This window comes from Actinocrinis sp., assembly GCF_035653575.1.
GTDB lineage: Bacteria > Actinomycetota > Actinomycetes > Streptomycetales > Catenulisporaceae > Actinocrinis.
In genome coordinates this window covers 87547-114281 of record NZ_DASRBQ010000118.1, presented here as the reverse complement: position 1 = coordinate 114281, position 26735 = coordinate 87547, and the positions used below count along the sequence as shown (strand labels likewise).

The 26735-nt window shown below is 69.3% G+C and carries 17 protein-coding genes; 7 read left to right on the top strand and 10 right to left on the bottom strand.

Annotation, left to right across the window (positions count from 1 at the left end; genetic code table 11):
* The first annotated feature begins 12 nt into the window (after positions 1-12).
* From VFA06_RS16890 to VFA06_RS16880, 3 genes are read left to right on the top strand one after another with little or no spacing between them, the layout of a single operon-like run.
* Positions 13-1074: an ABC transporter ATP-binding protein gene (locus VFA06_RS16890; RefSeq protein WP_349260217.1), complete on the top strand. Its 1062-nt coding sequence runs from the start codon at positions 13-15 to the stop codon at positions 1072-1074.
* Positions 1071-1826, top strand: coding sequence for an ABC transporter ATP-binding protein (locus VFA06_RS16885; RefSeq protein WP_324841545.1), 756 nt, complete (start codon positions 1071-1073; stop codon positions 1824-1826). Before VFA06_RS16890 ends, VFA06_RS16885 begins: the two co-directional genes overlap by 4 nt.
* 8 nt (positions 1827-1834) lie before the next feature.
* Complete coding sequence (locus tag VFA06_RS16880; RefSeq protein ID WP_324841544.1) at positions 1835-2137, top strand: putative quinol monooxygenase; 303 nt, start codon at positions 1835-1837, stop codon at positions 2135-2137.
* 62 nt (positions 2138-2199) lie between these two features.
* On the opposite strand, the gene pepN is transcribed toward VFA06_RS16880, so the two are convergent.
* From pepN to VFA06_RS16850, 6 genes are all read right to left on the bottom strand, one after another.
* Positions 2200-4812 (bottom strand): aminopeptidase N, encoded by a 2613-nt coding sequence (pepN, locus tag VFA06_RS16875; protein ID WP_324841543.1) that lies wholly within the window; start codon positions 4810-4812, stop codon positions 2200-2202.
* Positions 4813-4895: 83 nt separating this feature from the next.
* Positions 4896-9386 carry a leucine-rich repeat domain-containing protein gene (locus VFA06_RS16870; RefSeq protein ID WP_324841542.1) on the bottom strand — a complete coding sequence of 1497 codons (4491 nt, stop codon included), beginning with the start codon at positions 9384-9386 and terminating at the stop codon, positions 4896-4898.
* Positions 9387-9491: 105 nt separating this feature from the next.
* Positions 9492-10241 (bottom strand): succinate dehydrogenase/fumarate reductase iron-sulfur subunit, encoded by a 750-nt coding sequence (locus VFA06_RS16865; RefSeq protein ID WP_324841541.1) that lies wholly within the window; start codon positions 10239-10241, stop codon positions 9492-9494.
* A complete protein-coding gene (locus tag VFA06_RS16860; RefSeq protein WP_324841540.1) occupies positions 10238-12178 on the bottom strand; it encodes a fumarate reductase/succinate dehydrogenase flavoprotein subunit in 1941 nt (646 codons plus the stop codon). The genes VFA06_RS16865 and VFA06_RS16860 overlap by 4 nt, the downstream gene beginning before the upstream one ends.
* Before the next feature lie 25 nt (positions 12179-12203).
* A complete protein-coding gene (locus VFA06_RS16855; RefSeq protein WP_324841539.1) occupies positions 12204-12998 on the bottom strand; it encodes a hypothetical protein in 795 nt (264 codons plus the stop codon).
* 193 nt (positions 12999-13191) lie between these two features.
* Entirely contained in the window at positions 13192-14481 is a 1290-nt protein-coding gene (locus VFA06_RS16850) for a hypothetical protein (RefSeq protein ID WP_324841538.1), read from the bottom strand.
* A gap of 237 nt (positions 14482-14718) precedes the next feature.
* Between VFA06_RS16850 and typA the strand changes: the two genes are divergently transcribed.
* Positions 14719-16587, top strand: a complete 1869-nt coding sequence (typA, locus tag VFA06_RS16845) for a translational GTPase TypA (RefSeq protein ID WP_324841537.1) — start codon at positions 14719-14721, stop codon at positions 16585-16587.
* Positions 16588-16669: 82 nt separating this feature from the next.
* On the opposite strand, the gene VFA06_RS16840 is transcribed toward typA, so the two are convergent.
* The 4 genes from VFA06_RS16840 to VFA06_RS16825 form a co-directional block, all read right to left on the bottom strand.
* Complete coding sequence (locus tag VFA06_RS16840) at positions 16670-17920, bottom strand: DUF4232 domain-containing protein (RefSeq protein ID WP_324841536.1); 1251 nt, start codon at positions 17918-17920, stop codon at positions 16670-16672.
* A complete protein-coding gene (locus VFA06_RS16835) occupies positions 17917-18495 on the bottom strand; it encodes a sigma-70 family RNA polymerase sigma factor (RefSeq protein ID WP_324841535.1) in 579 nt (192 codons plus the stop codon). The genes VFA06_RS16840 and VFA06_RS16835 overlap by 4 nt, the downstream gene beginning before the upstream one ends.
* A 189-nt stretch (positions 18496-18684) precedes the next feature.
* On the bottom strand, positions 18685-20883 hold the full coding sequence (locus tag VFA06_RS16830; protein ID WP_324841534.1) for a S9 family peptidase: 2199 nt from the start codon (positions 20881-20883) through the stop codon (positions 18685-18687).
* Positions 20884-20892: 9 nt separating this feature from the next.
* The gene (locus VFA06_RS16825) at positions 20893-21585 is read right to left on the bottom strand and encodes a hypothetical protein (protein WP_324841533.1); all 693 of its coding nucleotides are present in this window, start codon (positions 21583-21585) and stop codon (positions 20893-20895) included.
* Positions 21586-21710: 125 nt separating this feature from the next.
* On the opposite strand from VFA06_RS16825, the gene mshB reads away from it, so the two are divergent.
* From mshB to VFA06_RS16810, 3 genes are all read left to right on the top strand, one after another.
* Entirely contained in the window at positions 21711-22610 is a 900-nt protein-coding gene (gene mshB, locus VFA06_RS16820; protein WP_324841532.1) for an N-acetyl-1-D-myo-inositol-2-amino-2-deoxy-alpha-D-glucopyranoside deacetylase, read from the top strand.
* A gap of 49 nt (positions 22611-22659) precedes the next feature.
* Positions 22660-23241 (top strand): hypothetical protein, encoded by a 582-nt coding sequence (locus tag VFA06_RS16815; protein ID WP_324841530.1) that lies wholly within the window; start codon positions 22660-22662, stop codon positions 23239-23241.
* 236 nt (positions 23242-23477) lie between these two features.
* Positions 23478-26642 carry a VanW family protein gene (locus VFA06_RS16810; protein WP_324841529.1) on the top strand — a complete coding sequence of 1055 codons (3165 nt, stop codon included), beginning with the start codon at positions 23478-23480 and terminating at the stop codon, positions 26640-26642.
* The last annotated feature ends 93 nt before the right edge of the window (positions 26643-26735 follow it).

Here is a 26735-nt window from a genome sequence, read left to right as displayed (position 1 = left end):
ACACAGTCAGCCATGCCCCCGTCCGAGGACCGGAACACGGACGCGGCCGCAGCCGAACCCGAGTTCGCGACGCTGCGCGAGCTGGAGGAGGCGGCCACCCGGCAGCGGGCGCGCTTCGGCGAGTCGGCGCAGATCGTGTGCGACAACCTGGTGCGCATCTACCAGACCGGCGAGGTCGAGGTGCAGGCGCTGCAGGGACTCGACCTGCTCGTGGACCGCGGCGAACTGGTGGCGATCGTCGGCGCCTCCGGCAGCGGGAAGTCCACCCTCCTCAACATCCTGTCAGGGCTCGACCGGCCGACCGCGGGAGCGGTACGCGTCGCCGGGCACCAGCTGATGGGCATGAAGGGCCGCGAGCGGCTGCGGTATCGGCGCAAGACGGTCGGCTTCGTATGGCAGCAGACCGGGCGCAACCTGATCCCGTACCTCAGCGCCCAGGAGAACGTGATGCTGCCGATGTCGTACACCTCGGTGCGCCGCGGGCAGCGCTCGGCGCGCGCCGGAGAGCTGCTGGAACTGCTCGGCGTCGGCTACTGCCGGGAGCGCCGCCCGGCGCAGCTGTCCGGCGGCGAGCAGCAGCGGGTGGCGATCGCGACCGCGCTGGCCAACGAGCCGGAGGTGTTGTTCGCCGACGAGCCGACCGGCGAGCTGGACTCGGCCACCAGCGACGAGGTCTTCGACGCGCTGCGCGGTGCGAACCGCGAGCTGGGGGTGACCGTCGTGGTGGTCACGCACGATGCGGCGGTATCCGAGCGGGTCGGGCGTACTGTGGAGATCCGGGACGGCCGGATCAGCACCGAGACGGTACGGCCCGCGCACGGCGCGCACGATGGCGGTTCGGAGGTCGTGGCCCAGTCCTACGCGGTGCTCGACCGCGCGGGCCGAGTCCAGCTGCCGCACGAGTACACCGAGGCGCTCGGGCTGCGTGAGCGGGTGCTGCTGGCGCTTGAGCCGGACCACATCGGCATCTGGCCGCAGTACCGCAGCCCCGGAAGCGCCGCTGCGGCTGCTGCCGGCGATGGCGACGACGGCTCCGGTCCGCTGCCGGCGAGTGTGGAAGGGGACGAGCAATGAGCGAGGCCGACCGCGGGGCCGACGCCGCTGCCGCCCCAGCATCCGGCACGGTCCTCGATGACAGCGGCCCGATGGTCGTCGCGCAAGGTCTGCACCGCGTGTACGGCAGCGGCGAGCGCGCGGTGCACGCGGTCAATGACGTGTCCTTCGACGTGCCGCGCGGCGAACTGTGCGTCATCGTCGGGCGCTCCGGCTCCGGCAAGACCACGCTGCTCAACCTGATCGGCGCGCTCGACCGCCCGGACTCCGGGGAGCTGGCCATCGACGGCCGCCCGGTGTTCGGCAAGGGCCGGCGCCCGGCCGACTCCGAACTGGCCGAGCTGCGGCGCGGCACCGTCGGGTTCATCTTCCAGTCCTTCGCGCTGCTGCCGGTGCTCACCGCGGCGGAGAACATCGGCATGCCGCTGCGCCTGCGCCGCGCCCCGGTGGCCGAGCGCGAGCAGCGGGTCAAGCTGCTGCTCGACCTGGTCGGCCTCGCCGCGCACGGCAAGCAGCGGCCGGGCGAGCTGTCCGGCGGCCAGCAGCAGCGGGTCGCGATCGCCAGGGCGCTGGCCAACACCCCGCGCCTGCTGATCGCGGACGAGCCGACCGGCCAGCTCGACCGGGCCACCGGCCGCTCGGTGATGCGCCTGCTGCGCGCGATCATCGCCGCCGAACACGTCACGGCGCTGGTCGCGACGCACGATCCGGCGATGGTCGAACTCGCGGACCGGGTTCTGACACTGCGCGACGGCCAGCTGGCCGAGGCGTGAACCGAGGGATGATCGTGTACGGATACATCGGCTCGATGAAGACCAAGCCGGGCTGCCGCGACGAGGTGGCGGCGCTGCTGACGGCCGGTGCGGCCGCCCTGCGCGCGATCGGGTGCAGCCACTACCTCGTCTTCGCCTCGGACACCGACCCCGACACCATCTGGGTGACCGAGGTCTGGGAGAGCAAGGAGAAGCACGACGCCTCGCTGCAACTGCCGGAGGTCAAAGCCGCGATCGCCACGGCGATGCCGATGCTGACCGGCGAATTCACCCGCCAGGAACTGTCCGTCTTGGGCGGGCTCGGGGTCTAAGATCCGCAGGCGCGTCGCTAGGTTGGCCGGGTCCATCGCACACGCCACTCCGGCCGAGCCGGTCAGCTGACGCTGCGCGCCTTAAGCGCCCTGGCCAGGTCGTCGCGTGCTTCGAGGACCAGTCGGCGCAGCGCCGGGGCGTGCCCGTCCTCGGCGAGCCAGCGGTCGGTGCGTGCCAGCGTGGCCTCCTCCACCACACGGCTCGGGAAGGCGAGCACCGCGATCCGGCGCGAGTTCTCGATCGAACGCTGCGACCACACCTCGTCCAGCGCGGTGAAGTACCGCTCGACAAAGGGGAGCAGCAGGTCGGGGCGCTCCGGCGTCGCGGCTAGGCCGAGCAGCAGGTCGCGCAGCAGATCGGTGGGCTGGTCGCCGGATTCCACCGCGAGCTTCCAGGCCGCCGCCTTCGCCTCGGCGGTCGGACGCGCGGCGAGGCAACCGGCGTGCTTGCGCCGGCCGGCCGCCGTCGCGTCCCGCATCAGCTCCGCATCGAGCCGGGTCTGGTCGGCGTGGCCGCCGCGGGCCAGCGCGTGCAGGAAGGTCCAGCGCAGATCCGTGTCCACGGTAAGGCCGTGAATGGGCGCGGCGTCGCTGGTAGATCCGGCGCCCTCCGCGGGCGCAGTGCCTTCGAGCAGCGCGTCCAGCAGGGCGTAGTCCTCCGCCGAGCATGCGGTCGCGGCGAAACCGCGGGCCCAGGCGAGCTGGTGGTCGGAGCCGGGTGTCGCGGCGGTCAGCTCGCGCCGAGCCATCGCGGCGGCCTGCCGTGCCGCCTCCCGCGCGGCCTGCGGCGTCAGATAGAACTCGAGCACGGTCTCGGTCTGCTGCAACAGGTTCTGCACGACGCCGACCTCCGACTCGGCCGCCGCGTGCCGGTCCACGAAGTCGATGAAATCGCGCCCGGACAGCTCGGCGTCCCGGGTCATGTTCCACAATGCCGACCACAGCAGCGAGCGCGCCATCGGGTCCTCGAACGAGGACAGGTGCTCGCGCAGGAACTTCACCTGATCGGCCGTCAGCCGTACCTTCGCATAGGTCAGATCGTCGTCGTTGAGCAGGTGGAAGACATCGCTGCCGTCACCCGCCTTTGCGGACGAGAACGGGAACGGCGTGCGCGTGTCCGCGAGATCCAGCTCTTGCCGATCGACCCGCACCACCCGCGCCAGTCCGTCCGTACCGGCGCGGCTTTCCTCCACCGCGTAGCAGCCGATCGCGATCCGATGCGGCCTGGCCTCCAGGTAACCCGGGGCCGCCGACTGCACGATCGCGTCTCCATCGATCGTCAGCGTGTTGAGCTGTGCGGTCTCCAACCAGGCCCGTGACCAGGTGGCTAGGTCGCGGCCGGACGTCTCCGCCAGCACGTCGAGCAGATCCGCGAGCGTCGTGTTGCCGTACGCGTGCCGCTGGAAGTAGCGCCGCGCGCCCTCCAGGAACGTCTCCTCGCCGACATACGCGACGAGCTGCTTGAGCACGGACGCGCCCTTCGCATAGGTGATGCCGTCGAAGTTCAGCTTCGCATCTTCGAGGTCGTTGATGGTCGCCACGATCGGATGCGTCGTCGGCAACTGATCCTGCCGATAGGCCCAGGCCTTGCGCCGATTGGCGAAGGTGACCCAGGAGTTCTTCCAGCGGGTCGCGTTCGCCTGCGCGTAGGAGCCCATGAACTCGGCGAAGGACTCCTTGAGCCACAGGTCGTCCCACCAGCGCATGGTGACCAGGTCGCCGAACCACATGTGCGCCATCTCGTGCAGGATCGTGCAGGCGCGGCCCTCGTACGCCGCGTCGGTCACCTTCGACTGGAAGACGTACTCCTCGGTGAAGGTGACGCAGCCGGGGTTCTCCATCGCGCCGAGGTTGTATTCGGGCACGAAAGCCTGGTCGTACTTGCCGAACGGATACGGGTAGTCGAAGTGCTCGTGAAAGAAGTCAAGGCCCTGCTTCGTGACCTCGTGGATCGCGTCCGCGTCGAAGTGCTCGGCCAGCGAGCCGCGGCACAGCGCGGCCAGCGGGATCTCCAGTGTCGAACCGTCCGGCAGCGCGCGCGTGTACAGGTCCCGCACCACGTGATACGGCCCCGCCACCACGACCGTGATGTACGTCGAGATCCGCTGCGTCGGCTCGAAGATCCATCGCGCCGCGCCATCAACCACGCGCTTGCGTTCCCGCGCGGCCCCGTTGCTCGACATATGCCAACCGGCCGGCGCCGTGATGTCGAACAGGAACGAGGCCTTCAGGTCCGGCTGCTCGAAGTTCGCGAACATCCGGCACGAGTCCGCGGGCTCGAACTGCGTGTAGAGGTACACCTGTCCGTCCGCGGGATCGACGAACCGGTGCAGGCCCTCGCCACTGCGGCTATAGGCACAAGATGCGACGACGGTGACTTCGTTCTCTGCTTCGAGGCCGGTGAGCCACACGCGGGAGCCGCGGAACACCTCGGCCGGATCGAGCGCGCGCCCGTTCAGCGTCACCGACTCCACGTGCGGCGCTACCAGGTCCAGGAAGGTCGTGGCGGACGGCCCGGGCTCCGCGTACGTGAAGCGGATCGTGCTCGCGGACCGGAAGGTGCTCGCCCCCTGCGCCTTCGCGCCGCTCAGGTCCAGCTCGATCCGGTAGCTCTCCACCGTGATCAGCCGCGCCCGCTCCCTGGCCTCGTCCCGGGTCAGGTTCATCCCCGCCATGTGCCACTCCGCTTCGCTCCGCGCCGTTGCGCAACCGGCCCATCATTACAGGCCGCCGCGCTGACCGCGATCATAGGGTGCGTCTAGGGCGAGGCGGCGGGCGCACGAGGAGTCCGGAGATAGGGCCCGGCATGTTCCCGACACAAATAAAGGGTCAGGCCTTCCGGCGTCGCCACCCTCGAGAGGCCACCCCACCGCTGATCCGGGTCCAGCTTCTCCAACGCCGCACGCAGGGCGCGGAAGTCGGCCTCGGAAGTGGCGTGCTGGGTCGGGGCGGGAGCAGGCGACCCCTGCGAGTTCTCTCGACCAGCGCTCAGAGGCGAGGGGAGCGAGAGTACGTCGGGTACCAGAAGCTGGTCGATCAGTGCCTTCATCGCATCCGCATCCGCTTTGATGCGGGCGTCGAGTTTTTCCACCGTCATGCCGAGAACTGGGCCGGCCAGGGGAGCGGCGTGCTTGAGAATCGTGACCAGCTCGCGCAGGTAGGGGGCGAACCGCCGGAGCCAGGCCGCGGACTCGGACAGTTCGTACGTCCCCGCCCCATCTGGAAGAGGATGCCAGGCTCCCGGTTCCTCGCAGTAGAGCGACAACTCATAGGCGGTGCCTTTGATCCGGCTCTCCTTCGATACGGAGACCGTGAGGACGCACGGGCACGAAGTCTCGAAGCCCGCTTGGAGCTGCTGCTGCACCTTAAGGAACTGACGCTGCAAGTCACCCCTGAGATCCTCGATGCGCTCGGAAAGCACGGCTTGGCTCGCGGTGAGCGTCGCATTGATTCGTTCGAGGCTGTCGCGCCAAGCGTCGTGCTCCGACGGAGCCAGACCCAGTAGCAGGAGCGGCACGTGGATCTCCTCGCCCGACTTGCGGCATTCGATCTCATGACGCGGCGGGGTCCGGGCCAGCCGGCGCTGAAGATCGTCGTAGTCGAACAGCTCGGAACACTGCTCGTCTTGAGCGCTCCTACATGGGCAGGGCACCATCCGCCGGATACTCAAGCCGGGGTACCGGTCGAGCGTGAGATTGAGCCCGTCGTCGAGAATCGCGAAGAACGCGGCGGGCGACGGGCCGCGTACCGCGAGCTCGACACAGTTGCGGTGGCTGTCGGTGCGGATGAGCGCACGGTGGCGGCCGTCGGTATGTGCCAGCAGCGCGCCGGTGCGCCAATGCGTTCCGGTGCTGAATCGGTGCGAGCGGGCGATGAACCAGGTGGGGATGCCCGGCGGCGTCGTGTTGAGCTGATAGACGACCCTGATCTCGTGCTCGCCGGGCGTGGCCGCGTCCCAGAGCTTTTGGTACGGCGGGGCGTTCCACGGAAGGCGTTCGACCACGAGGCTGAGATCGGCGCCCCGACCGCCATCGATTTTGTAAGACAAGTCGTACTTGTCCATCATGCCGAGGAAATGATCTCGCAGTCCACGATCGAGGTCGTTCCAAAGCTCGTCCATGTGCTGCCGGCGCAGCAGGCCATGGCAGCGTTCGACTTCGGGACTGTCCAGAACCTTGCTGATGTAGCCGTTCACCCACTCGGGCTGAAGCACCACGGTGTCGGCGAGCTCGGAGTCGTCCTGATAGAAAAGGATGTCGCCGAGTTCGTGAAGCGCCGTCGCGACGTAGCGCTGGTGCTGGGGATTGCCCAGCCCGGCGCTCGCCATTGTCTGCCACAGCTGCGACGGTGACACATGGGTTTCCGGCCTGGTGCGTACCGCGTTCGCGGCTTGCAGCCAGGTGACCGGCCACTCGGTACCCATCAGTGGCAGCGCTGCCGCCTGCCGCGCTATTTCCGCTCGCAGCGCCGCCAAGCCGTCTTCGCTTTCGTTGTCGATGGCGATGTTGTCGACGATCTGCGGATACTCCGCGCGCAGTTCGTCAAGCGGCAGATCGACCGGCCGGCCTCCGACGGGAGCATGCGTCGCGACGAGGAGAACCGGAGACTTGGGCGCACGTGCGGCGATGATGTCCAGCCAGTAGCGCAGGCGGCCTTGAACCCATCCCAGCCTGCTGTTCCACAGCAGCAGGAACAGGGATCGCTCGGTGAGGAAGAACTGATGGGTGGCGTGGTATATCTCCTGGCCGCCGAAGTCCCAGGTGCTGAGCGTCATCCTGGTTCCGGCCAGATTCGGGTGAGCGAGGTCGTACGTGAAGACGCGCAGCCCGTGGGTAGTCGACTCCGCGGGGTCGAACGGCTGCTCGACCAGCCGCTTGATCGCGGAGGTCTTGCCGACAGCGCCTTCGCCGACGACGAGCATCTTGGAAGACCACTGCTGTGAAGCGCCCTTCCTTCGCTCCTTGAGGAACTCCAGTGTTGACGCGGTGCCGCTTGCCGCGACCTCGGGCGGCGGGCTGAGCAGTGGGTTGCCGTGAACGGTGAGGTTCTCCAAGCCCGGATACTCCAGCAACCAATCGGGCAGGGAACGAAGCTTGTTGTCGTGCAGGTAGAAGTCTTTGATGCCGCGAAGGCCGCGCATTGACTCCGGGAGCTCGGCCAGCTCGTTCCGGCGCAGGTCCAGGACCCGGAGGTGCTGCAATCGGCCGACTGACTCCGGCAGAGCGGTGAGACCGTTTCCGTCGAGATCGAGATGCGCGAGCAGCTTGAACTCGCCGATCCAGGTCGGCAACCGGGACGAGTTGATCTCGAATGCGTGCAATTCATGCAATCCGGTCAATCCGCGCACACAATCGGGTAGGCAACCGAGATCGTTGTTGCTCAGCGAAAGGTCTTCGAGGTTGCTCAGTTGACTCAATGAATCTGGGAGGCTGGTCAGCTGATTTCCTTCGAGCCGGAGGTTGGTGAGGCCTGTCAGCTCGCCGACGGAGTCCGGCAATCGAGTCAATTCGTTCCGGCCGAGATCGAGAAACGTCAGCGCGCGCAGATCACCGATCCGGTCCGGTAGCTGTGACAGCTGATTGTCGGAAAGCTGCAGTTGGTTCAGTCGCGCCAGCCGCCGCAGGCTGTCAGGCAGCGATGGAAGCCGGTTCCCGGAGAGATAGAGGTTGTGCAGCAGACGTAGTTCGCCGACCCAGTCCGGCAGGTGCGTCAAGCCGCTACCCGAGACTTGGAGAGTCCTGAGATGACGAAGCTTGCGGATCCAACTGGGCAATTCGGTCAGCGTCTCATGGCCGACAGAAAGCCCCATCAGTCTGGGTAGGTCCGCGATCCAGTCGGCGCTGTCGGCATGCGGTATGCCCTCGGCCCACAAGTTGGTGAGGCGGTTAAGGCTCCTAATGCCGTCTGGTATCTGTGGGAGCTGATTCAAACCGATGTTGAGGTGCTCCAGGTTGCGCAGGCGACCGATGGATGGCGGTACTTGGGACAGTTTGTTTCCGCGCAGGCTCAAGTACCTGAGGCGCGTAAGCTGAAACAGCGACTCGGGGAGGTCTTGGAGCCCGCATGCGCTCACCTCAAGTGTTCTCAGCTGTCGGCATTCACCTAGCCAGCTCGGCAACGCGCCGATGTTGTTGTAGCTGAGGGTGAGCGTCGTGAGGTGAGCGAGCGATGCGATCTCGCTGGGCAGTGCGGTAAGAAGGTTCGATCCGATGTACAGGTTCTTAAGGCGTTTGAGCCGGCCGATCCATTCGGGCAGTGTGCCGATGTTGTTGGCGAACAGGTCCAGCGCATTCAGCTGGTCCAGACGGGCGATCCAGCCGGGCAGCTCATTGAGCTTAAGGCCGCCGAGATGCAATCTCCGGAGCTGCGGCAGCTGACCGATCCACTCGGGGACCTCGGGAAGATCATTGGAACCTATATTGAGGTTAGTCAACCTGTTAAGGCTCGCGAGCGAGTCCGGAAGGCTGGAAATGCGGTTCTCGTTCAAGAGGAGAGTGGTGAGGCGACGTGACGCGCCGAGCGACGCGGGAAGCTCGCGGATCTCATTTTGGCTCAGATCCAGAGACCTGAGCTCTGTTAGGTCCCCGATCCATGACGGTACCTCGGCGAGCCGATTGCCCGATAGGTCAAGGCTTTCCAGCCAGGTGAGGCGCTTGACTGACCGGGGCATCTCAGTGAGCTGGTTCGAAGGGGCCCACAGCCGGCGGATCGTCGTGATGTCTCCCAGCCATTCCGGCAGCTCCGTGAGCCGGTTGTCGCCAAGGCTCAGCGTGGTAAGGCGATCGTAGAGCGCGAGCCACTCCGGTGGCCGCGTCAGTTCGAGGTCCTGGATGCGCAAGTCGCGCACGTCGAGACGCCCGAGCCAGTCCGGTAGCTCAGCTAGGGGGTTGGAGCTGACGTTCAGCTTTATAAGACCACGCAGACTGGCCAACGACTCGGGCAACCGCGTGAGCTGATTGGCGTGCAGCCAAAGACATTCGAGTCGGCTCAGGTCCCCGATCCACTCGGGTACCTCGGTGAGTTCGTTGCCGTCGAGGGCGAGCCAGACGAGGTCGCGCTGTTCGCGCAGCCAAGACGGCAGTTGCGCGAGATGGTTCCCGCTGACGTCCAGGCAGTCCAGCCGCGGCAGCGACCGTACTTCCTCCGGGATGCGGGTGAGCCCCAGATTGACGAGCTTGAGCTTCGTCTCACCGCGCGCGACTGCCCGGGCGATGCGGCGTTGCGCGATCTGTTCGCCCCAAGACTCCACGGCCCCTCCGGCATACCAGTCCTCTGTGACGAGTGTGCCCCGCCCGGTAGCCGGACGGGGCACACTCGGCGAAAACGAGCCGGAGGCGGCGGAGCGCGTCGCGCCCTACTTGCGGCGCGCGATCTTGTTGCCGAGCCAGACCAGCGGGTCGTACTTGCGGTCGACCACGCGCTCCTTCATCGGGATCAGCGCGTTGTCGGTGATCTTGATGTGCTCGGGGCAGACCTCGGTGCAGCACTTGGTGATGTTGCAGAAGCCCAGGCCGTGCTCCTCCTGCGCCTCCTTGCGCCGCTCACGGGTGTCGAGCGGGTGCATGTCGAGCTCCGCCATGCGCATCAGGTAGCGGGGCCCGGCGAACGACTGCTTGTTCTCCTCGTGGTCGCGCACCACGTGGCAGGTGTTCTGGCACAGGTAGCACTCGATGCACTTGCGGAACTCCTGCGAGCGCTCGACGTCCACCTGGGCCATCCGGTACTCGCCCGGCTTGAGGTCCTTCGGCGGCTCGAAGGCCGGGATCTGGCGCGCCTTCTCGTAGTTGAAGGACACGTCGGTGACCAGGTCGCGGATGACCGGGAAGGTGCGCAGCGGGGTGACCGTGACCGTCTCGTCCTCGTCGAACACGGACATGCGGGTCATGCACAGCAGCCGCGGCATGCCGTTGATCTCCGCGGAACACGAGCCGCACTTGCCGGCCTTGCAGTTCCAGCGCACCGCCAGGTCCGGGGCCTGGGTGGCCTGGAGCCTGTGGATGACGTCGAGCACCACCTCGCCGTCGTTGACCTCGACGGTGAAGTCGTGCAGACCGCCGTCCTGGTCGTCGCCGCGCCAGACCTTGAACTTCGCCTTGTACGTCATGATGCGTCCGCCCCAGTCCCCTTCTCCGGCTGCGTCCCGGTCGCGGCCGCCGGCGCGTCCGACGGGGCGGGCAGCTCGGCCAGCTCTTCCTCGGTCAGGTACTTCTTCAGCTCGGAGCGCTCGAACAGGGCGAGCAGGTCCGGGCGCATCTTCGGCAGCGGCTGCTTCTTGATCTGGGCGTGCCCGTCCGGGCCCACCGAGCAGACCAGGTTGACCTTCCGCCACTCGGCCGACATCTCCGGGTAGTCCTCGCGGGTGTGGCCACCGCGCGACTCCTGGCGCTCCAGCGCCGCCTTGGCCACGCACTCGGAGACCAGCAGCATGTTGCGAAGGTCCAGCGAGAGGTGCCAGCCGGGGTTGAACACCCGGCCGCCAGACGCGGCGACCTTCTCCCGGCGCGGCGCCAGCTCGGCCAGCTTCTCGATCGCCGCCTGCATCTCGTGCTCCCGGCGGATGATGCCGACCAGGTCGTTCATCGTCTGCTGCAGCTCGGAGTGCAAGGTGTACGGGTTCTCACCCGAGGACTGCTCCAGCGGAGCCAGCGCCTCGGCCTCGGCGGCGGTGACGTCCGCGTCCGAGACCGCGGGCCGAGCGGTCAGCGAGTCGACGTACTCGGCCGCGTAGAGGCCCGCGCGCCGGCCGAAGACCAGCAGGTCGGACAGCGAGTTGCCGCCGAGCCGGTTCGAGCCGTGCATGCCGCCGGACACCTCGCCGGCCGCGTACAGCCCCGGCACGATCGAGGCCTGCGTGTCCGGGTCGACCTCGACGCCGCCCATGACGTAGTGGCAGGTCGGGCCGATCTCCATCGGCTCCGCGGTGATGTCGACGTCCGCCAGCTCCTTGAACTGGTGGTACATCGAGGGCAGCCGCTTGAGGATGAACTCCTTGCTGCGGCGCGAGGCGATGTCCAGGTACACGCCACCGTGCGGGGTGCCGCGCCCGGCCTTGACCTCGGAGTTGATCGAGCGGGCCACCTCGTCGCGGGGCAGCAGCTCCGGCGGGCGCCGGTTGTTGTCCGGGTCGGTGTACCAGCGGTCCGCCTCCTCCTCGGTCTCCGCGTACTGCGGGCGGAAGACGTCGGGGACGTAGTCGAACATGAACCGCTTGCCCTCGGAGTTGCGCAGCACGCCGCCGTCGCCGCGCACCGACTCGGTGACCAGGATGCCCTTCACCGAGGGCGGCCAGACCATGCCGGTCGGGTGGAACTGGATGCACTCCATGTTGATCAGCGTCGCGCCGGCCAGCAGCGCCAGCGCGTGGCCGTCGCCGGTGTACTCCCAGGAGTTGGAGGTCACCTTGAACGACTTGCCGATGCCGCCGGTGGCCAGGACCACCGCGGGCGCCTTGAACAGCACGAACTGGCCGTCCTCGCGCCGGTAGCCGAAGGCACCCGCGATCCGGTCGCCGTCCTTGAGCAGCCGCGTGATCGTGTGCTCCGCGAAGACCTTGATGCTGCCCTCGGCGTCGCCGGTCTCCCGCGCGTCCTGCTGCTGGAGGCCGACCACGGCCTGCTGCAGGGTCCTGATCAGCTCCAGACCCGTGCGGTCGCCGACGTGCGCGAGGCGCGGGTACTCGTGGCCGCCGAAGTTGCGCTGCGAGATCTTGCCGTCCTTGGTGCGGTCGAACAGCGCGCCCCACTGCTCGAGTTCCCACACCCGGTCCGGCGCCTCCTTGGCGTGCAGCTCGGCCATCCGGAAGTGGTTGAGGAACTTGCCGCCGCGCATGGTGTCGCGGAAGTGCACCATCCAGTTGTCGTTGGGGTTCACGTTCCCCATCGCCGCGGCCGCGCCGCCCTCGGCCATGACCGTGTGGGCCTTGCCGAACAGGGACTTGCAGATGATCGCGACCCGCTTGCCGTGCAGCCGCGCCTCGATCGCGGCGCGCAGCCCCGCCCCGCCCGCGCCGATCACGACGACGTCGTATTCGTAGGTGTCCATGGGAAATCGGCTCTCTTGCCTGTGATTAGAAGAAGCGCGGGTCGCTGAACGCGTTGGCGGAGACCAGCAGCACGTAGAGGTCCGCGAGCGCGACGCTGAACAGGGAGACCCAGGCGAGCTGCATGTGCCGGGCGTTGAGCTTGGAGACGAAGCCCCAGGCGCGGTACCGGATCGGGTGCTTGGAGAAATGCTTCAGCCGTCCGCCCATGATGTGCCGGCAGGAGTGGCACGACGCGGTGTACAGCCACAGCAGGGCCGCGTTGATGAGCAGCACCAGCGTGCCGACGCCCATGTGCCCCCACTGCCCGGCCGGGTTGCGGAACCCGAGGATCGCGTCCCAGGTCAGGATGATGTTGAAGATCGCGGCCAGCACGAAGAAGTACCGGTGCGAGTTCTGGAAGATCAGCGGGAAGCGGGTCTCGCCCGAGTAGGAGCCGTGCGGCTCGGCGACCGCGCAGGCCGGCGGCGACTGCCAGAAGGCGCGGTAGTACGCCTTGCGGTAGTAGTAGCAGGTCATCCGGAACCCGAGCGGGACGATCAGGACCAGCAGCGCGGGCGACCAGGACCACCACGACCCGATGAAGTGGACCTCCCCGGCGCCCGGCATCGGGACGCAGTTGTCCGAGATGCACGGCGAGTAGAACGGGGAGATGTAGGGCGAGGCGAAGTAGTGGTCGTTCTGGAAGGCCCGGAAGGTGGCGTACGCGATGAACGCGATGAAGACCACGAAGGTGATCAGCGGCGAGACCCAGTAACGGTCCGTCCGCAGCGTTGGCTTGTCGATCTTTGCCCGTCCGGGCGACAGGGTTCCGGTGCTCATTCTTGTGCAAGCTCCTGCTTCGGTGGAGTAAGCAGCACAACTCGTCTGCGGCGAACCGCACTCTAGTCCTTGTGAGGGCGGATCAACGTCGCGCTATCACACGCAGTGACGATGGTGACCAAATTCACATGGCCTACTGCCCAGGTCGGAGGGGTAGGCGGCGCTCCGTAGTCGTTCGGCGACGGGCTTCGGCTTAGCTCTCTTCGGGGGTAGGACCCGTCACGGACCAGGGCTCGCTGAAGACGTGCGCCGTGTCCGTCCCAGCGAGGGCGGGCAGCGGCTGCTGCTGCATGATCGTGGCCGTTTCCGCGCCGACTATCTGACGCACCGTCATCACCCGCGGATACCACGGCGCGAGCCGGGCCGCTTCGTCGAGTCGCTTGGCGGCCTTCTTGGCGCGACCCCGCACGGCCTCAATGCGTGCCTGAGTACACAGCGCGTCAGCCAGTGCGAGCGGTGTGCGGGCGCGGGCGAGGCAAACGCGGTTCATCTTCGCCGCCGTGCGTGCGTCGCCGTTCGCCAGCGCCGACAGCGCGCGCCCCGTCCGGTCCGACTGCGCCGCCATGCCGCTGGCCGCGACGGATCGCAGGTGGGCCCCCGCCATCGACAGCGCCTTGGCCGCCAGTTGCGGGTCTCGCTCGGCGGCCAGCAGCATGAGTTTGGCCGATCTGGCTGAATTCATCGCCGACAGCGCATCGGTCAGCCTCGGTGCGTCTGCCGGATCCGGTTCGGGGAAAGGCACGCGCAGCGCCTTGTCGTACTCGCCGCGCGCCGCGAGCAGTTCAACAGTGAGCAGCGCGACGCTCAGTGCGGCGTCCGGTTCGGCGCGCAGTCGGATGAGCGCCGCCTCCGCCTGGGGGAAGTCGCCGAACTGCGCGTCGATCGCGGCAACCGCCGCACTGGAGCGGTCGGGGCGCGCCATTCCCGGGTCCGTGTGCCTTTTGGGCGCGATGAGCAGGCGGGAGATGATCATGCGGCCAGACGACGGGTCGCGGTTCGTCGCCATGAGGATGGAGAACACGGCGATGATCACCGCCATCGTTAGCGCGGACCAGGCCGGCAGCAGCGAGGCCGCGACCGCGGTCAGGGCGATGAGCAGCACGAAATACGAGCCGGTGAAGGCACGCCAGACCAGTGCGGCGCGCCTTCGCGGCAAGACGACACCGCCGACCGCGATCGGCAGGAGGCGCACCACCCGCACGTGATCGCCGACCACCCGGCGGCTGAGCCGTGGCCCGATGCCGATGTTCAGCCAGAGCACCCGGGCACCGAGCACGATGCCGACCGCCATCGTCAACGCCGAGCTGAGGATGATCGCGGCCACCGAGAGCGCGACGCCGAGCGCGAACTGGCCGGCCCTCGTCGGCGGTCCGCTCAGCGCTGCGAGCTCAAAGGTGATCAGCGGCACGACCAGGATCAGTGACCTAGCCCGGGCACGGATCACTGCCTTGCTGTCGCCTGGATGCGCACCTGTTCGCGCCATGCCTGACTCGCCCCTCCCCGGCATCTCAACTCATGAGCGCGGCACACCTTACGGCAACGGGGTGCGGAAGTCAGCGGGGCCGTTGACGTGTGGTCCGTGGGGTTGCCTGCTGCCCGGTACCATAGACGGGGGCGTTGTCTGCCCAGCACCTGAGCGCGACCGGCGACGGGGCCTCGCGCGCTGGCTGGCCGACCGATCAGCGCCCTTCCCTCCCGACCTAGGAAAGACGCTACCGGCATGCCTACGCGTAACGACATCCGCAACGTGGCGATCGTGGCCCACGTCGACCACGGCAAGACCACGCTCGTGGACGCGATGCTGTGGCAGGCCGGGGCATTCCGGTCGAACCAGCACGTGGACGAGCGGGTGATGGACTCCAACGACCTGGAGCGCGAGAAGGGGATCACCATCCTCGCGAAGAACACCGCCGTGCACTACAAGTCGCCCGAGGATGGGTCCGACACCGTCATCAACATCATCGACACCCCCGGGCACGCCGACTTCGGCGGCGAGGTGGAGCGCGGCCTGTCCATGGTGGACGGCGTGGTGCTGCTCGTGGACGCCTCCGAGGGGCCGCTGCCGCAGACCCGGTTCGTGCTGCGCAAGGCGCTGTCCGCGAAGCTGCCGGTGATCCTGGTCATCAACAAGACCGACCGGCCGGACGCGCGGATCTCCGAGGTCGTGGACGAGACCTACGAGCTCTTCTTGGACCTGGACGCCACCGAGGAGCAGATCGAGTTCCCGATCGTGTACGCCTGCGCCCGCGACGGCAAGGCTTCGCTCGAGCGCCCGGCGAACGGCTCGGTGCCGGACAGCCCGGACCTTCAGCCGCTGTTCCGCACCATCCTGGAGACTATCCCCGCGCCGACCTACGCCGAGGGCGCGCCGCTGCAGGCGCACGTGACGAACCTGGACGCCTCCAACTTCCTCGGCCGCATCGCGCTGTGCCGGGTGCACCAGGGCACCATCCGCAAGGGGCAGCAGGTGGCCTGGATCAAGCGGGACGGCTCGATGGAGCGGGTGAAGATCACCGAGCTGCTGATGACCGAGGCGCTGGAGCGCAAGCCTGCCGAGCAGGCCGGTCCCGGCGACATCATCGCCATCGCCGGCATCCCGGACATCATGATCGGCGAGACCCTGGCCGACGCCGACGACCCGCGCCCGCTGCCGCTGATCACCGTGGACGAGCCGGCCATCTCGATGACCATCGGCACCAACACTTCGCCGCTGGTCGGCCGGGTCAAGGGCGCGAAGGTCACCGCGCGCATGGTCAAGGACCGGCTGGACCGCGAGCTGGTCGGCAACGTCTCGATCAAGGTGCTGCCGACCGACCGGCCGGACGCCTGGGAGGTGCAGGGCCGCGGCGAGCTGGCGCTGGCGATCCTGGTGGAGATGATGCGCCGGGAGCAGTACGAGCTGACCGTGGGTAAGCCGCAGGTGGTCACCAAGACCATCGACGGCAAGGTGCACGAGCCGGTCGAACGGCTGACCATCGACGCGCCCGAGGAGTATCTGGGCACGATCACCCAGCTGCTCGCGGTCCGCAAGGGCCGGATGGAGACGATGACCAACCACGGCACCGGCTGGATCCGGATGGAGTTCCTGGTCCCGTCGCGCGGCCTGATCGGTTTCCGCACCGAGTTCCTGACCGAGACCCGGGGCACCGGCATCGCCAACCACACCTTCGAGGGCTACGAGCCCTGGTTCGGCGACCTGCGCACCCGCAGCTCCGGCTCGCTGGTGGCGGACCGGGCCGGCGTGGTGACCCCGTTCGCGATGACGAACCTGCAGGAGCGCGGCTCGCTGTTCGTGGAGCCGACCACCGAGGTGTACGAGGGCATGATCGTCGGGGAGAACTCGCGCTCCGACGACATGGACGTGAACATCACCAAGGAGAAGAAGCTCACGAACATGCGCTCGTCCACCGCGGACGAGACCGAGAAGATCGTGCCGCCGCGCAAGCTCTCGCTGGAGCAGTGCCTGGAGTTCTGCCGCGAGGACGAGTGCGTGGAGGTCACCCCGACCTCGGTGCGTATCCGCAAGGTGGTGCTCTCGGCGCAGGAGCGGGCGCGGACCGCGGCGCGGCGCTCGCGCGGCCAGGCGTAGCCTTCGGAAGGGTCCTGCAACGTCGAACGGTCCGGCTCTCCTGCGGGAGCCGGACCGTTCGACGTCTGACTTACCGGTTCGACTACTGGTTGGCGCCCTTGGTGCCGGAGACGAACGGCAGTACGTCAAGGGTGCCGTGGTTGCAGACCGTCACGGGGCCGCCCACGATGGTGGCGGCCAGCTGCCGCTTCTCGTCGGGCGGGATGATCCCCATATATACGGACTGAGCTTCGCAGGGGCCGGTCTGCGGCTCGTCCGCCGCCGGGACATCGAAGTCGAACCGCACCGTCGTCGCCACCGAGGCGTTGTTCGCCACGATGATCTTTGTCGGTTTCACCGCGAAGTCGCGATTGACGTGCGTGGTCAAGCCCGCGTTGTTGCGGTCCTCAAGTTGCAGACCCGGGAAGCCGTACACGGTGCACGTGTGGCCGGAGTTGTTCGTCAGCTCCACGTTCATGAGCTCGTGCCCGGCGCCCGCCGAACCGGCCACGATGCTCACCGTCGCGAACAGGTCCGTGGACACGCACATCGGCAGCCCGGAGGCCGTGGGGCTCGGGGTCACCGCGGTCGCGGAGGGCAGCTGAACTTGGCCGGCGCTGGTCGCCGGTTGAGTGGTCGCGGGGGCACCGCTCTCGGTGGCGTTCGCCGAGGGCCCGTTGTCGCTGCTGCTCGAGCTGCAACCGGCGACGATGCCGACCGAGAGCGCGGCGGCGGTCAGCACGCCGCCGATCGCCCATTCGTACTTGCGGTCCATGACCTCTCTCCCAGAGTCGACACCGCTCGTCGCGGTACCGATGCCGTGCTCCCCGTCCCGGATGCGCACCACCGCCTGAGCGGCGGCCGCCGCCGGGACACCCCCGAATCCGGTGTCGGATTCTTCCCATGTCACGACCGTGTCGCGTCCCGCATTCAACGCCCCGAGCTCGGCCGCTCCCGGCGCGGTCTTGCCGACCGAGTCGCACCCGGCGGACTGGATCGTGGTCGTGGTCATCCGGGTGCCGACCAAGACGCCCCCGGCCGCCACGGCGATCGCGGTGAATCCGGCGGCCAGGCCGACCAGCACGGCGCGATTGCGCCGCCGCCGCGCCCGCAGCACGACCCGCTCGAAACCGTACGGTGGAGCATACAGGGGTGTTACCGGGCCGATCAGCGAGCGTAGTCGCCGGTCGATCGTGGCGTCCTCGGCGTCCCAGGTCTGCGCGAGCGAGTCCTCGAAGCGATCCTCGCGGGAGAGCCGGTCGGCTCGCTCCGGGTCCGGGCCGCCCGGGTGCCGATCGCGCGCGGCGCGCGGATCGAACTGCGAGTCTTCGGAAGAGGGGGTGCCGTTGGTCATCGGGTGCCGTCCAGCGCTTGGCGCAATTGCGCACGGGCCTGGAACAGGTCGCTCTTGACCGTGCCCGCAGGCCGATTCGTCAGCCGGGCGACGTCCGCGAGCGGGAACCCGGCGTAGTAGTACAACAGGACCGTCACACGCTGCCGGTCCGGCAGCGCCTCCACCAGCGCGCGCAGATCCCGGCCGTGGTATTCGGCCTCACCCCCGGAGGCCGAGTACGCCTGCTTCGTGTGCCGGAGCATCTCGCGTTCGCGCCTGGTCTTGCGCCAGTGGTCGCGCACCAGGTTGGCGGCTATGACGTACAGATAGCCGACCGGGTCGTCCACCTTGCGCAGCCGCCCGAGCAGCCGGGTGAACGCCTCCATCGCGATCTCGTGCGCGGTGTCGTCATCGTCGAGCAGCTTGCGGCACCAGCCGGCCAGCCGTCCGTAGTGCGCGGCGAACAGCTCGGCCGCGACCGCGTCGTGGTCGACTTTGCGCCGGCCCGACGGCGGGCCGGCCAGCTCAGGTTCGGCCAGGATCGGCCAGTTGTCGGCGGTGTCGCTCATCCCTGCCCCGACTGACGTGACGGTCATCGGCCGTCACCCGCGTTCCGAGGTGATCCCGATTCGACCATGACCGACCGTCCAGAAAGAGTACTGGTTCCGCAGACCTAGCTGTCGTGTCCAGAGACGACAGTGACGCTGCACGGTTGTCACGATTTTGCTACAACGGGACGTCCGGTACGCGGATGACGCCGGTGAGCCGTGGGATGTGCCCGCGGTTCAGTCGCCGAGCGCTCGTCGTAGGAAGTCAACTTGTAGAAGCATCAAGTTCTCTGTGACCACGTCCTGCGGCGTCATGTGGGTCACCCCGGACAGCGGCAGCACCTCGTGCGGCCGGCCGGCGGCCAGCAGCGCGGAGGAGAGCCGCAAGGTGTGTGCGGCGACCACATTGTCGTCGGCCAACCCGTGAATGATCATCATCGGACGGTGCGGCTCAGCCCACTGCCATGCCCCCGGCCCCGCATCAGGGAACAGCGAATTCGCGTTGTAGACCTCGGGCGCCAGATCGGGATGCCCGAGATAACGCTCGGTGTATCCGGTGTCGTACAGCCGCCAGTCGGTGACCGGCGCGCCGACGATCGCCGCGTGGAACACGTCCGGCCGCTTGAGCACGGCCAGCGCCGACAGGTAGCCGCCGTATGACCAGCCGCGGATCGCGACCCGGCCGCGATCCAGGTCGGGGACCTGCTTCAGGAGCGCGTCGAGGGCGTCGACCTGGTCCTCGAGCGTTGCTCCGACGAAGTCGTCACGCACCGCGCGATCCCAGGCCGGGCCGCGCCCGGGAGTGCCGCGGCCGTCCACGACCAGCACGGCGAAGCCCTGATCGGCGAACCATTGGGAGGAGAGGAACGCGTTGTGCGACGCGACGGCCATCTGTCCGTGCGGACCGCCGTACGGGTCGAGCAGCACGGGCAGTTTCGTTCCCGGCGTGTGATCGGACGGTAGCAGGAGCACGCCACGCAGCTCACGCTCGCCGAGGACGAGTTCGCGGGGCCTGGCCGTGAGGCGCGGCTGCTCGGCGACGGATCGCAGCTCGCTGAGCTGCTTGGGCGCGACGCCTTCGCCTCCGTCCTCGCCGCGGTCGCCGATGCGCAGCACCGTGATACGCCGGTTCGGCTCGTGCAGCGTCGCGGAGGTGACGACGGCGAGCGAACCGCCGATCGCCGCGGCGTTCACGCCGTCGGCCGAACTGAGCTGAGTCAGGGAGCCGTCGGCCAGCGCGACGCGCACGATGTGAATCCGCGTCGGATCATCGAAGGACACGGACAAGTACGCGTGGCGCGCGTCGAATCCGAGCAGCGCGCGGACCTGAACGCCGTCCGGGGTCAGCACACGGTCGCCGACCAGCAGGCGGTAGGCGTCGCCGCGCGGCGCGATCCAGGCCAGTTCCCCGGTGCGCGACCACGCGGGAGCGCCGGGGCCGGACTCGATCCAGACCGGGTCGCACTCCTCGATCAGCGTGCTGGTCGAGCCGTCCGGCTGCACGGCGAGGATCCGTGAGGTGCGCTGGTCCCGCGAAAGCACGACGAGCAGCGCGGGACCGTGCGCGGACCAGTGCACTGAGACGAGGTACTCGAACACCGACGCCGCGGACTGCGTGGACTCGGCGGGCTGTGCTGACTGCTCGGACTGGGCGCCCTCCCAGACCACCGGGGTGCGCGAGCCGTCGAGGCCGAGCCGAACCAGGCCGACCAGCGCGTTCGCGGTGCCGGCCGCCGGGTATCCGACCTCGCGGGCCGGCTGTCCCGGATTGGCCGGATCGGCGATGTGCCAGCGGGTCACCGGCGTGTCGTCCACCCGAGCGGCCAGCAGTTGGGTGCCGTCCGGGGACCACCAGTAACCGCGGTGCCGGTCCAGCTCCTCGGCCGCGATGAAGTCCGCGGCGCCGTAGGTCACGTTCGGGCCGTCCGGCTCCGCGAGCGCCCGGTCCGCAGCGCCGTCGAAGCCGATGACGCGCAGCGCTCCGCCGGAAAGGTAGGCCACGTGGGCTCCGGTCGGATCCGGCCGCGGGTCGATCACCGGGCCCTCGGCCGGTAGCTCGCGCACCGTGCCGGCCTCCAGGTCGGCCAGGAACAGCCGCCCGGACAGGGCGAAGGCAGCAACCCGCACCGCCCCGTCGGTCGCGAAGTCCACGATGCCCGCGGCGCCCTGCCGCGAGCGCTCCCGCCGGGCCTTCTCCTCGACCGTCAGTTCCTCGCCGGCGCTGCCGGCCAGCAGGTCCACCGGGTCGGCGATCAGCCGCTCCGCTCCGGTGTCCGGGTCGGCGGTCCACAGGCAGGTGGCGCGATCGGCGCCGGTCTTGGTGCGCAGGAACGCGATCCGGCTACCGTCCGGGGCGATCGCGAAGGCCCGTGGCACACCCAGGGTGAAGCGCTGGGTACGGGCGAACTGCCGGGGAAAGGAGATCTCTTCGGCCATGCCCCGATGCTATGAGAGAGCCTGCTCCTGATGTACCGCGGCGTCCCAGAGCGACGGATACGCGTCGCGTACCGCACGGTCCAGCACAGCGGTCACCTGGCGCGCGTGGGGGAGCGTGCGCCGTTGCGGGTCCGGTGGCACGGCCCACACCACCCACGAGGGACCGACCGCCCCCGGCGTAGGCAGCGGACAGCAGCGGCCGCGCCCCCAAATGCGCAGATCGACCCCGGCCTCGCGCCATTTGCTCAGGCCGTACTCGGGCTCGCCGTCGGCGCCGAGGTCGACCAGGAACCGGATGCGCCCCTGGCCGTCGGTGATCGGCCCGACCGCCGCCGGGTTCTTGCCGAGCCGTTCCAGCGCCGCCACGCCGACCAGCGACGGCACGTCCACGATGCCCAGCCGCCGGGCGCCGGGCACCGGACGGCCGAGCACGGCGAGCACCGGCGAGCCCGGACTAAGCCGCCAGACCGTGCGCACGAGATCGGGCACGGCGGAGGCGGCCCACTGCCAGGGGCCGGGCGCCAGCCACGCGCCGGAACAGTCGAGTCCTTCGCTCGGGGTTCGGCTGTGTGTCGCGTCACTGTCGAGGCCGATTCCGGGGGTGACCGGCCAACCCAGGGCAGCCGCGTACCAGACCGCGGCTTCGTCGGCGGTGCGCGGCCGCTTCGATACGTCCAGAGAGGTCAGGATCGTATCCGTCATCTGTGGTGCGTTGTCCTTCCCCGGGGCTGTGCAGGACTCTGTTACCGAGTGAATACGATCCGTGCCCTCACTGCGAGACGCCGTAAGCGGACTTCTACCGGACTGCGCAACGTAGGCTTAAACGCATGAGGCGTCGAACCAGTCCGCTACCGCGTACCGGCCAGTCGATCCTGTTCGTACACGCGCATCCCGACGACGAGTCCATCAACAACGGCGCCACCATGGCGAAATACGCCGCGGAGGGCGCCCACGTGGCGCTGGTGACCTGCACCCTCGGCGAACTCGGCGAGGTGCTGGTGCCGGAATTGGCGTATCTCGCCGCCGACCACGAGGACCGGCTCGGCCCGCACCGCATCACTGAACTGGCCGCCGCGATGCGCGAACTCGGCGTCACGGACTACCGCTTCCTCGGCGGCCCCGGGCGCTTCCGGGACTCGGGAATGATGGGCACCGAGCCGAACAACGCGCCGAACTGCTTCTGGCAGGCGGATGTGGACGAGGCCGCCGCGATGCTGGTGCCCGTCATTCGCGAGGTGCGGCCGCAGGTACTGGTTACCTACAACGAGTTCGGCGGCTACGGGCACCCGGACCACATCCAGGCGCACCGGGTGGCGATGCGAGCGGCCGAACTCGCCGCCGACGCGGATTTCGGCGCGGGGCCGGCGCACGAGATATCCAAGATCTACTGGAACACCGTGCCGCGTTCCGTGGTCCAGGCGGGGCTCGACGCGTTGCGGGCCGAGGGTGACTCGACCGGCTTCGTCGCGGTCGAATCGGTAGACGACCTGCCCTTCGTCGCGGAGGACGACACGGTCACCGCGGTCGTGCGCGCCGAGGAGTACGCCGAGCGCAAGGCCGCCGCGATGCGCGCGCACGCCACGCAGATCACCGTGGACGGCCCCTTCTTCGCGCTGTCCAACAGCCTCGGCCAGCAGGTGATGGGCGTCGAGCACTATCAACTGGTCCACGGTGCGTCCGGTCCGGACAAGCCGGAGGTGGATCTGTTCGCCGGGTTGGACGTTTAGTGCCTGCCGCGGCACTCCGGCCGAGGCACCATGCCGCAGAATGGCTGCCGTGAGCCGACTGAAGCCGACCCGCCCGAGCGCCTCCGCCGACGAGGGCGCCGCGGGCAAGAGCGCCGCACCGGTCGATAAGCCCGTCCAGGACGCTGCCGAGCCGCGCGCTTTCGCCTTCGAGAGGGTTTCGCGCTGGCTGTTCCTGCTCCTCGCGGCGGCGGCCGGCCTCGTCGTCGGCGGCCTCGGCTCCTTCGGTCACCGGGCGAGCGCGACCTGGCTGGGCGTCAGCTGGCCTACCGGCCTGCTGCTGTGCTTCGGCGGCCTCATCGGCCTGATGCTCGCGCTGGGCGAACTCGCGCCCGGTGCTGCCGCGTCGTGGCTCCCGACCCGGCTGTCCGCGGTCAGCTGCGCCTCCGCCGGCTGGTTGCTCGCCCTCATCTGGCTCACCTACCTCGGTCCGCCCTTCACGTTCGCGCGCAAGGGCGACGTGATCCTCCCCAACGACTGGAAGTCGATCACGTATCTGCTCGGCGGCATGGCGCTGATCGTCACGGTGACGTACCGCGCCTGGCTCGCGTCGCTCAACGCGCGGCTCGCGCAGCGGTCCGGTGGCTCGGGAGGCGTTCACCCTCGCGGGTGAATTCCGCGGACGCTGCGGCACGCGTTCAGTTACGCCGTATCCCTTTCACCGTGTTCGATGCGCCGAAGCGGCGTTGACGCGTGTTCCCACGGCATCACTCGCGACGGTGGAATATCAGCCATCGGGCCTCGGGCCGACGACGATCACAGTATGGTGATCGCCAAGGCACTGTCCGTGATCGGGCCGATTCGGCGGCGCGGACGTCGATCTGCGATCTGGAAGGCCGGAACGGCGCTGTGAATACTCCAGAGTCCACGGATTACCCAGGGCGGGGCACCGATCCGTACCGGCGCGACCCTTATGACCCGCAGTTCGCCTCCGGTCTGTACGAGACCGGCGGTTACGAGACCGGGGTTCCCGGCGCGACCGACCTGCTCGAGTTCCCGCCGCTTCCGGAGTATCTGAGCGACGGCCCCGACGGCGATCCGAACCCAGGCGACCCGTACTCGATGCCTGATTCAGGCGCCCTGCCGCACCAGGAGCCCCAGGCCGCCGACCCGCAGCAGTCCGGCCTGCGCGTGTCCTCCACCGCCGAGGCGACCGCCCGCCTGCTGATCAAGCTGCCCTCTGCGCCGCCTCAGCCCTCGACGACGCTGCGTCCGCACGCAGCCTGGGAGGACCGCGCCGAGGACGCCCTGCCGGAAGGCGCCCCGGGCCCGCGCCGCAACGCCGCACCGGCCGCCCCGTTCGCACAGGTCGCCGCCTCCCCGGCGCGGCCCAGTGCGCTGCCCTCAGAACTTGCTGCGCTCACTACGGCCACGCTCGTGGTGCCGCTGCCGCGCGACACCCGGCCGACTCCGGCGCTGCTTACCACGACGCTGCCGCCGTCCACGGCCGCGCAGCAGAACGCGGCGGAGCTCGCCGACGCCTTCCACGACACCCTGGAGCAGGTCTTCGGGCTCGACCTCGAGAAGGTCTCCGCGGCCGACGTAGGCCTCGACCGCTCGGCCGATCCGGCCGCCACGGCGGACGACGACCTGCCCGGCACCTGGTTCCGCGACGAGCCGGCGGGCGCGGCGGCGGTGCGCGAGCCGGGCGCCGCCGGGGGCGAGGAGATCGTCGAAGGCGAATTCGCCGACGCGGGTCAGCCCCCTTACGAGTACGTGCCCGGCGCCGTTCCGGCCGCCACCTTCGGCGGCCCCTACGGCGTCCCGACCCAGCCCGCCGCCTTCCCCGGCTTCGGCGGGTACTACCCCGAGGGGCACGACCCCTCGCGGCACGCCCTCGCGCTGCGCTACCTCGGCGGCATCTTCCACAACTCCTCCGGAGAGTCCGCGTATCTGGACCCTGGCTCGCCGGCCGCCCGCGCCCTGCGCGGCTCCGCGGCCGCGGCCAGTCCGTTCGCCGCGCCCTTCGCCGCCCCGGACGCGCCGACCCAGCAGCTCACCAAGATTCCGGCGCAGGCGGCGGCTCCCGCCCTCGTCGCGGCAGCCGCCGCCCCCTCGGCGCCCGCGCAGCCGCGGCCGCGCCACGGGGGCGCCGCCGGAGACGAGTCGGCAGTCGGCCGCGTCCCGAAGCCGCGCGCCGACCGGCGCAGCCAGGCCGAGAACGACGCGGCCGAGGACGACACCGAGCGGCGCGGCGGTAGCAGGCTCCTGACGATCGTCGCCGTCGTGGCGGCCGCCTTCGCCCTCCTCTACGGCGTCGCGCTGGCGGTGGCGAGCGGGGTCTTCGGCGGCAGCGTGCCGCGCGGCACCGTCGTCGCCGGAGTCCCGATCGGCGGACTGAGCCCGGCCGCGGCCGAGCAGGCGCTCAGCGACCGGCTCGGCGCCACGGCCCGCGCGCCGATTCCGCTGCTGGTCGGCCAGACCCCGGTCAGCCTCGACCCCGGCACCTCGGGGCTCACCCTCGATGTCGCGGGCACCCTCCAGGCCGCGCAGCAGGACCGCACCAACCCGCTGGTCATCATCCCGGCGCTGTTCGGCGCCACGCACCAGATCGCGCCGATCCCGAGTGTGGACGCGGCCGCGCTCGGCCGCGCGCTTGACAAGATCGCCGCCGCGTACAACAGCCCGATGGTCGAAGGCGCCATCACCTTCCGGGCCGGCGTCCCGGTGGTCACCGCGCCCAAGGAAGGCCGTGGATTCAGCACGGACGGCGCGATCACCGCGATCCGGAACGGATACCTGCGGGTCACCGGTCCGATTCGGATCCCAGTGCAGCCGTTGCGCCCGAAGGCCACGCCCGCGGCGCTGCAGGCAGCGCTGGAGACGATCGCCCGTCCGGCGGTGTCGGCACCGATCGCGCTGGTCACCGGGACCGTCACCACGCAGCTGACCCCGGCTCAGATCGGCGACGCGCTCACCATCACGCCCGACCCGACCGGTCAGCTGGCCGCCCATCTCGACGGCGCGCGGCTGCGCAGCTACCTCGGCCAGAACGTGCGCGCGCAGGAGCAGTCCGCGGTCAACGCCTCCTTCTCCATCAACGGCGACCAGCCGGTGCTGGTCCCCGCGCGCGACGGCCGCGGCTTCGCCCCCGACAGCCTCGCCGCCGCGGTACTGCCCGCACTCACCGAGTCCGCGCCGCGCACCGCGAACGTGCCGCTCGGCCCGCTCCCCGCAACCTTCACCACCGCGCAGGCGCAGGCCCTCGACGTCACCGACGTGCTCGGCAGCAGCACCCTGCCGGTCCCGGACGCCCCGAACCGCTTCACCAACGTCCAGCGGGCCACCTCGCTCGTCGCCGGCGACATCGTGCCGCCCGGGGCCACCTGGTCCTTCCTCGGCACCGTCGGCGCGCCGACCACCGCCAACGGTTTCGCGGTCAGCGCGGCGGCGCAGCGCGCGGGCGTCGACCCCTCCGGCGGCGTCGACACGGTCGCCACGGCGGTCTTCGACGCGGCGTTCTCCGCCGGCATGGGCGACACGGTGCACCACCCGCACGCCTCGTACGTCGACCGCTACCCGGTCGGCCTCGACGCGGCCGTGGTCGCGCCCGGCACCGACCTCCAGTGGAGCAACGTCAGCGGCCACCCGGTCTACGTCTACGCCTCCTACGCGAACAACTCGCTCACCGTCGCGCTCCTCGGCGAGAAGCCGTACGACGAGGTGAAGGTCGACGTGTCGCAGCGTACTGCGATCGTTCAGCCCAGCGCAGGGCACGGCTCCTGTGCGGGGGCGCAGCCGGGCTTCCAGGTCGATGTCACGCGGACGCTGCTGCGCGGCGGCAGCCAGGTGGGCACCGAGCAGTTCCACGTCACCTACGTGCCGCAAAGCGGGCAGGGCTGCTCCACCGGCTCGGTCTCGGGCTCGAACTCGGGGACGGGCTCGCAGACCAGCGGGTCCGGTAGCGGCACGAAGTCCGGCGGCGGTTCCGGCGGCGGCAGTGGCACCGGCTCGTCCCCCACCTCCGCGCCGAGCCCCGCGCCCACCGGAATCCTCGGCGGCCTGCTGCACTGACCACCGCACCGGGTCGGAACCACACCGAGTCGGCGAGCCGCGGTACTGCATGGACCAGGCATGACAGTTGTCATGCGAGGTTCACGACGCCGC

Coding starts and splice junctions, on each gene's coding strand:
- VFA06_RS16890 (WP_349260217.1), top strand. CDS start 13: ATGCCCCCGTCCGAGGACCGGAACACGGACGCGGCCGCAGCCGAACCC.
- VFA06_RS16885 (WP_324841545.1), top strand. CDS start 1,071: ATGAGCGAGGCCGACCGCGGGGCCGACGCCGCTGCCGCCCCAGCATCC.
- VFA06_RS16880 (WP_324841544.1), top strand. CDS start 1,835: ATGATCGTGTACGGATACATCGGCTCGATGAAGACCAAGCCGGGCTGC.
- pepN (WP_324841543.1), bottom strand. CDS start 4,812: ATGGCGGGGATGAACCTGACCCGGGACGAGGCCAGGGAGCGGGCGCGG.
- VFA06_RS16865 (WP_324841541.1), bottom strand. CDS start 10,241: ATGACGTACAAGGCGAAGTTCAAGGTCTGGCGCGGCGACGACCAGGAC.
- VFA06_RS16860 (WP_324841540.1), bottom strand. CDS start 12,178: ATGGACACCTACGAATACGACGTCGTCGTGATCGGCGCGGGCGGGGCG.
- VFA06_RS16855 (WP_324841539.1), bottom strand. CDS start 12,998: ATGAGCACCGGAACCCTGTCGCCCGGACGGGCAAAGATCGACAAGCCA.
- VFA06_RS16850 (WP_324841538.1), bottom strand. CDS start 14,481: ATGGCGCGAACAGGTGCGCATCCAGGCGACAGCAAGGCAGTGATCCGT.
- typA (WP_324841537.1), top strand. CDS start 14,719: ATGCCTACGCGTAACGACATCCGCAACGTGGCGATCGTGGCCCACGTC.
- VFA06_RS16840 (WP_324841536.1), bottom strand. CDS start 17,920: ATGACCAACGGCACCCCCTCTTCCGAAGACTCGCAGTTCGATCCGCGC.
- VFA06_RS16835 (WP_324841535.1), bottom strand. CDS start 18,495: ATGACCGTCACGTCAGTCGGGGCAGGGATGAGCGACACCGCCGACAAC.
- VFA06_RS16830 (WP_324841534.1), bottom strand. CDS start 20,883: ATGGCCGAAGAGATCTCCTTTCCCCGGCAGTTCGCCCGTACCCAGCGC.
- VFA06_RS16825 (WP_324841533.1), bottom strand. CDS start 21,585: ATGACGGATACGATCCTGACCTCTCTGGACGTATCGAAGCGGCCGCGC.
- mshB (WP_324841532.1), top strand. CDS start 21,711: ATGAGGCGTCGAACCAGTCCGCTACCGCGTACCGGCCAGTCGATCCTG.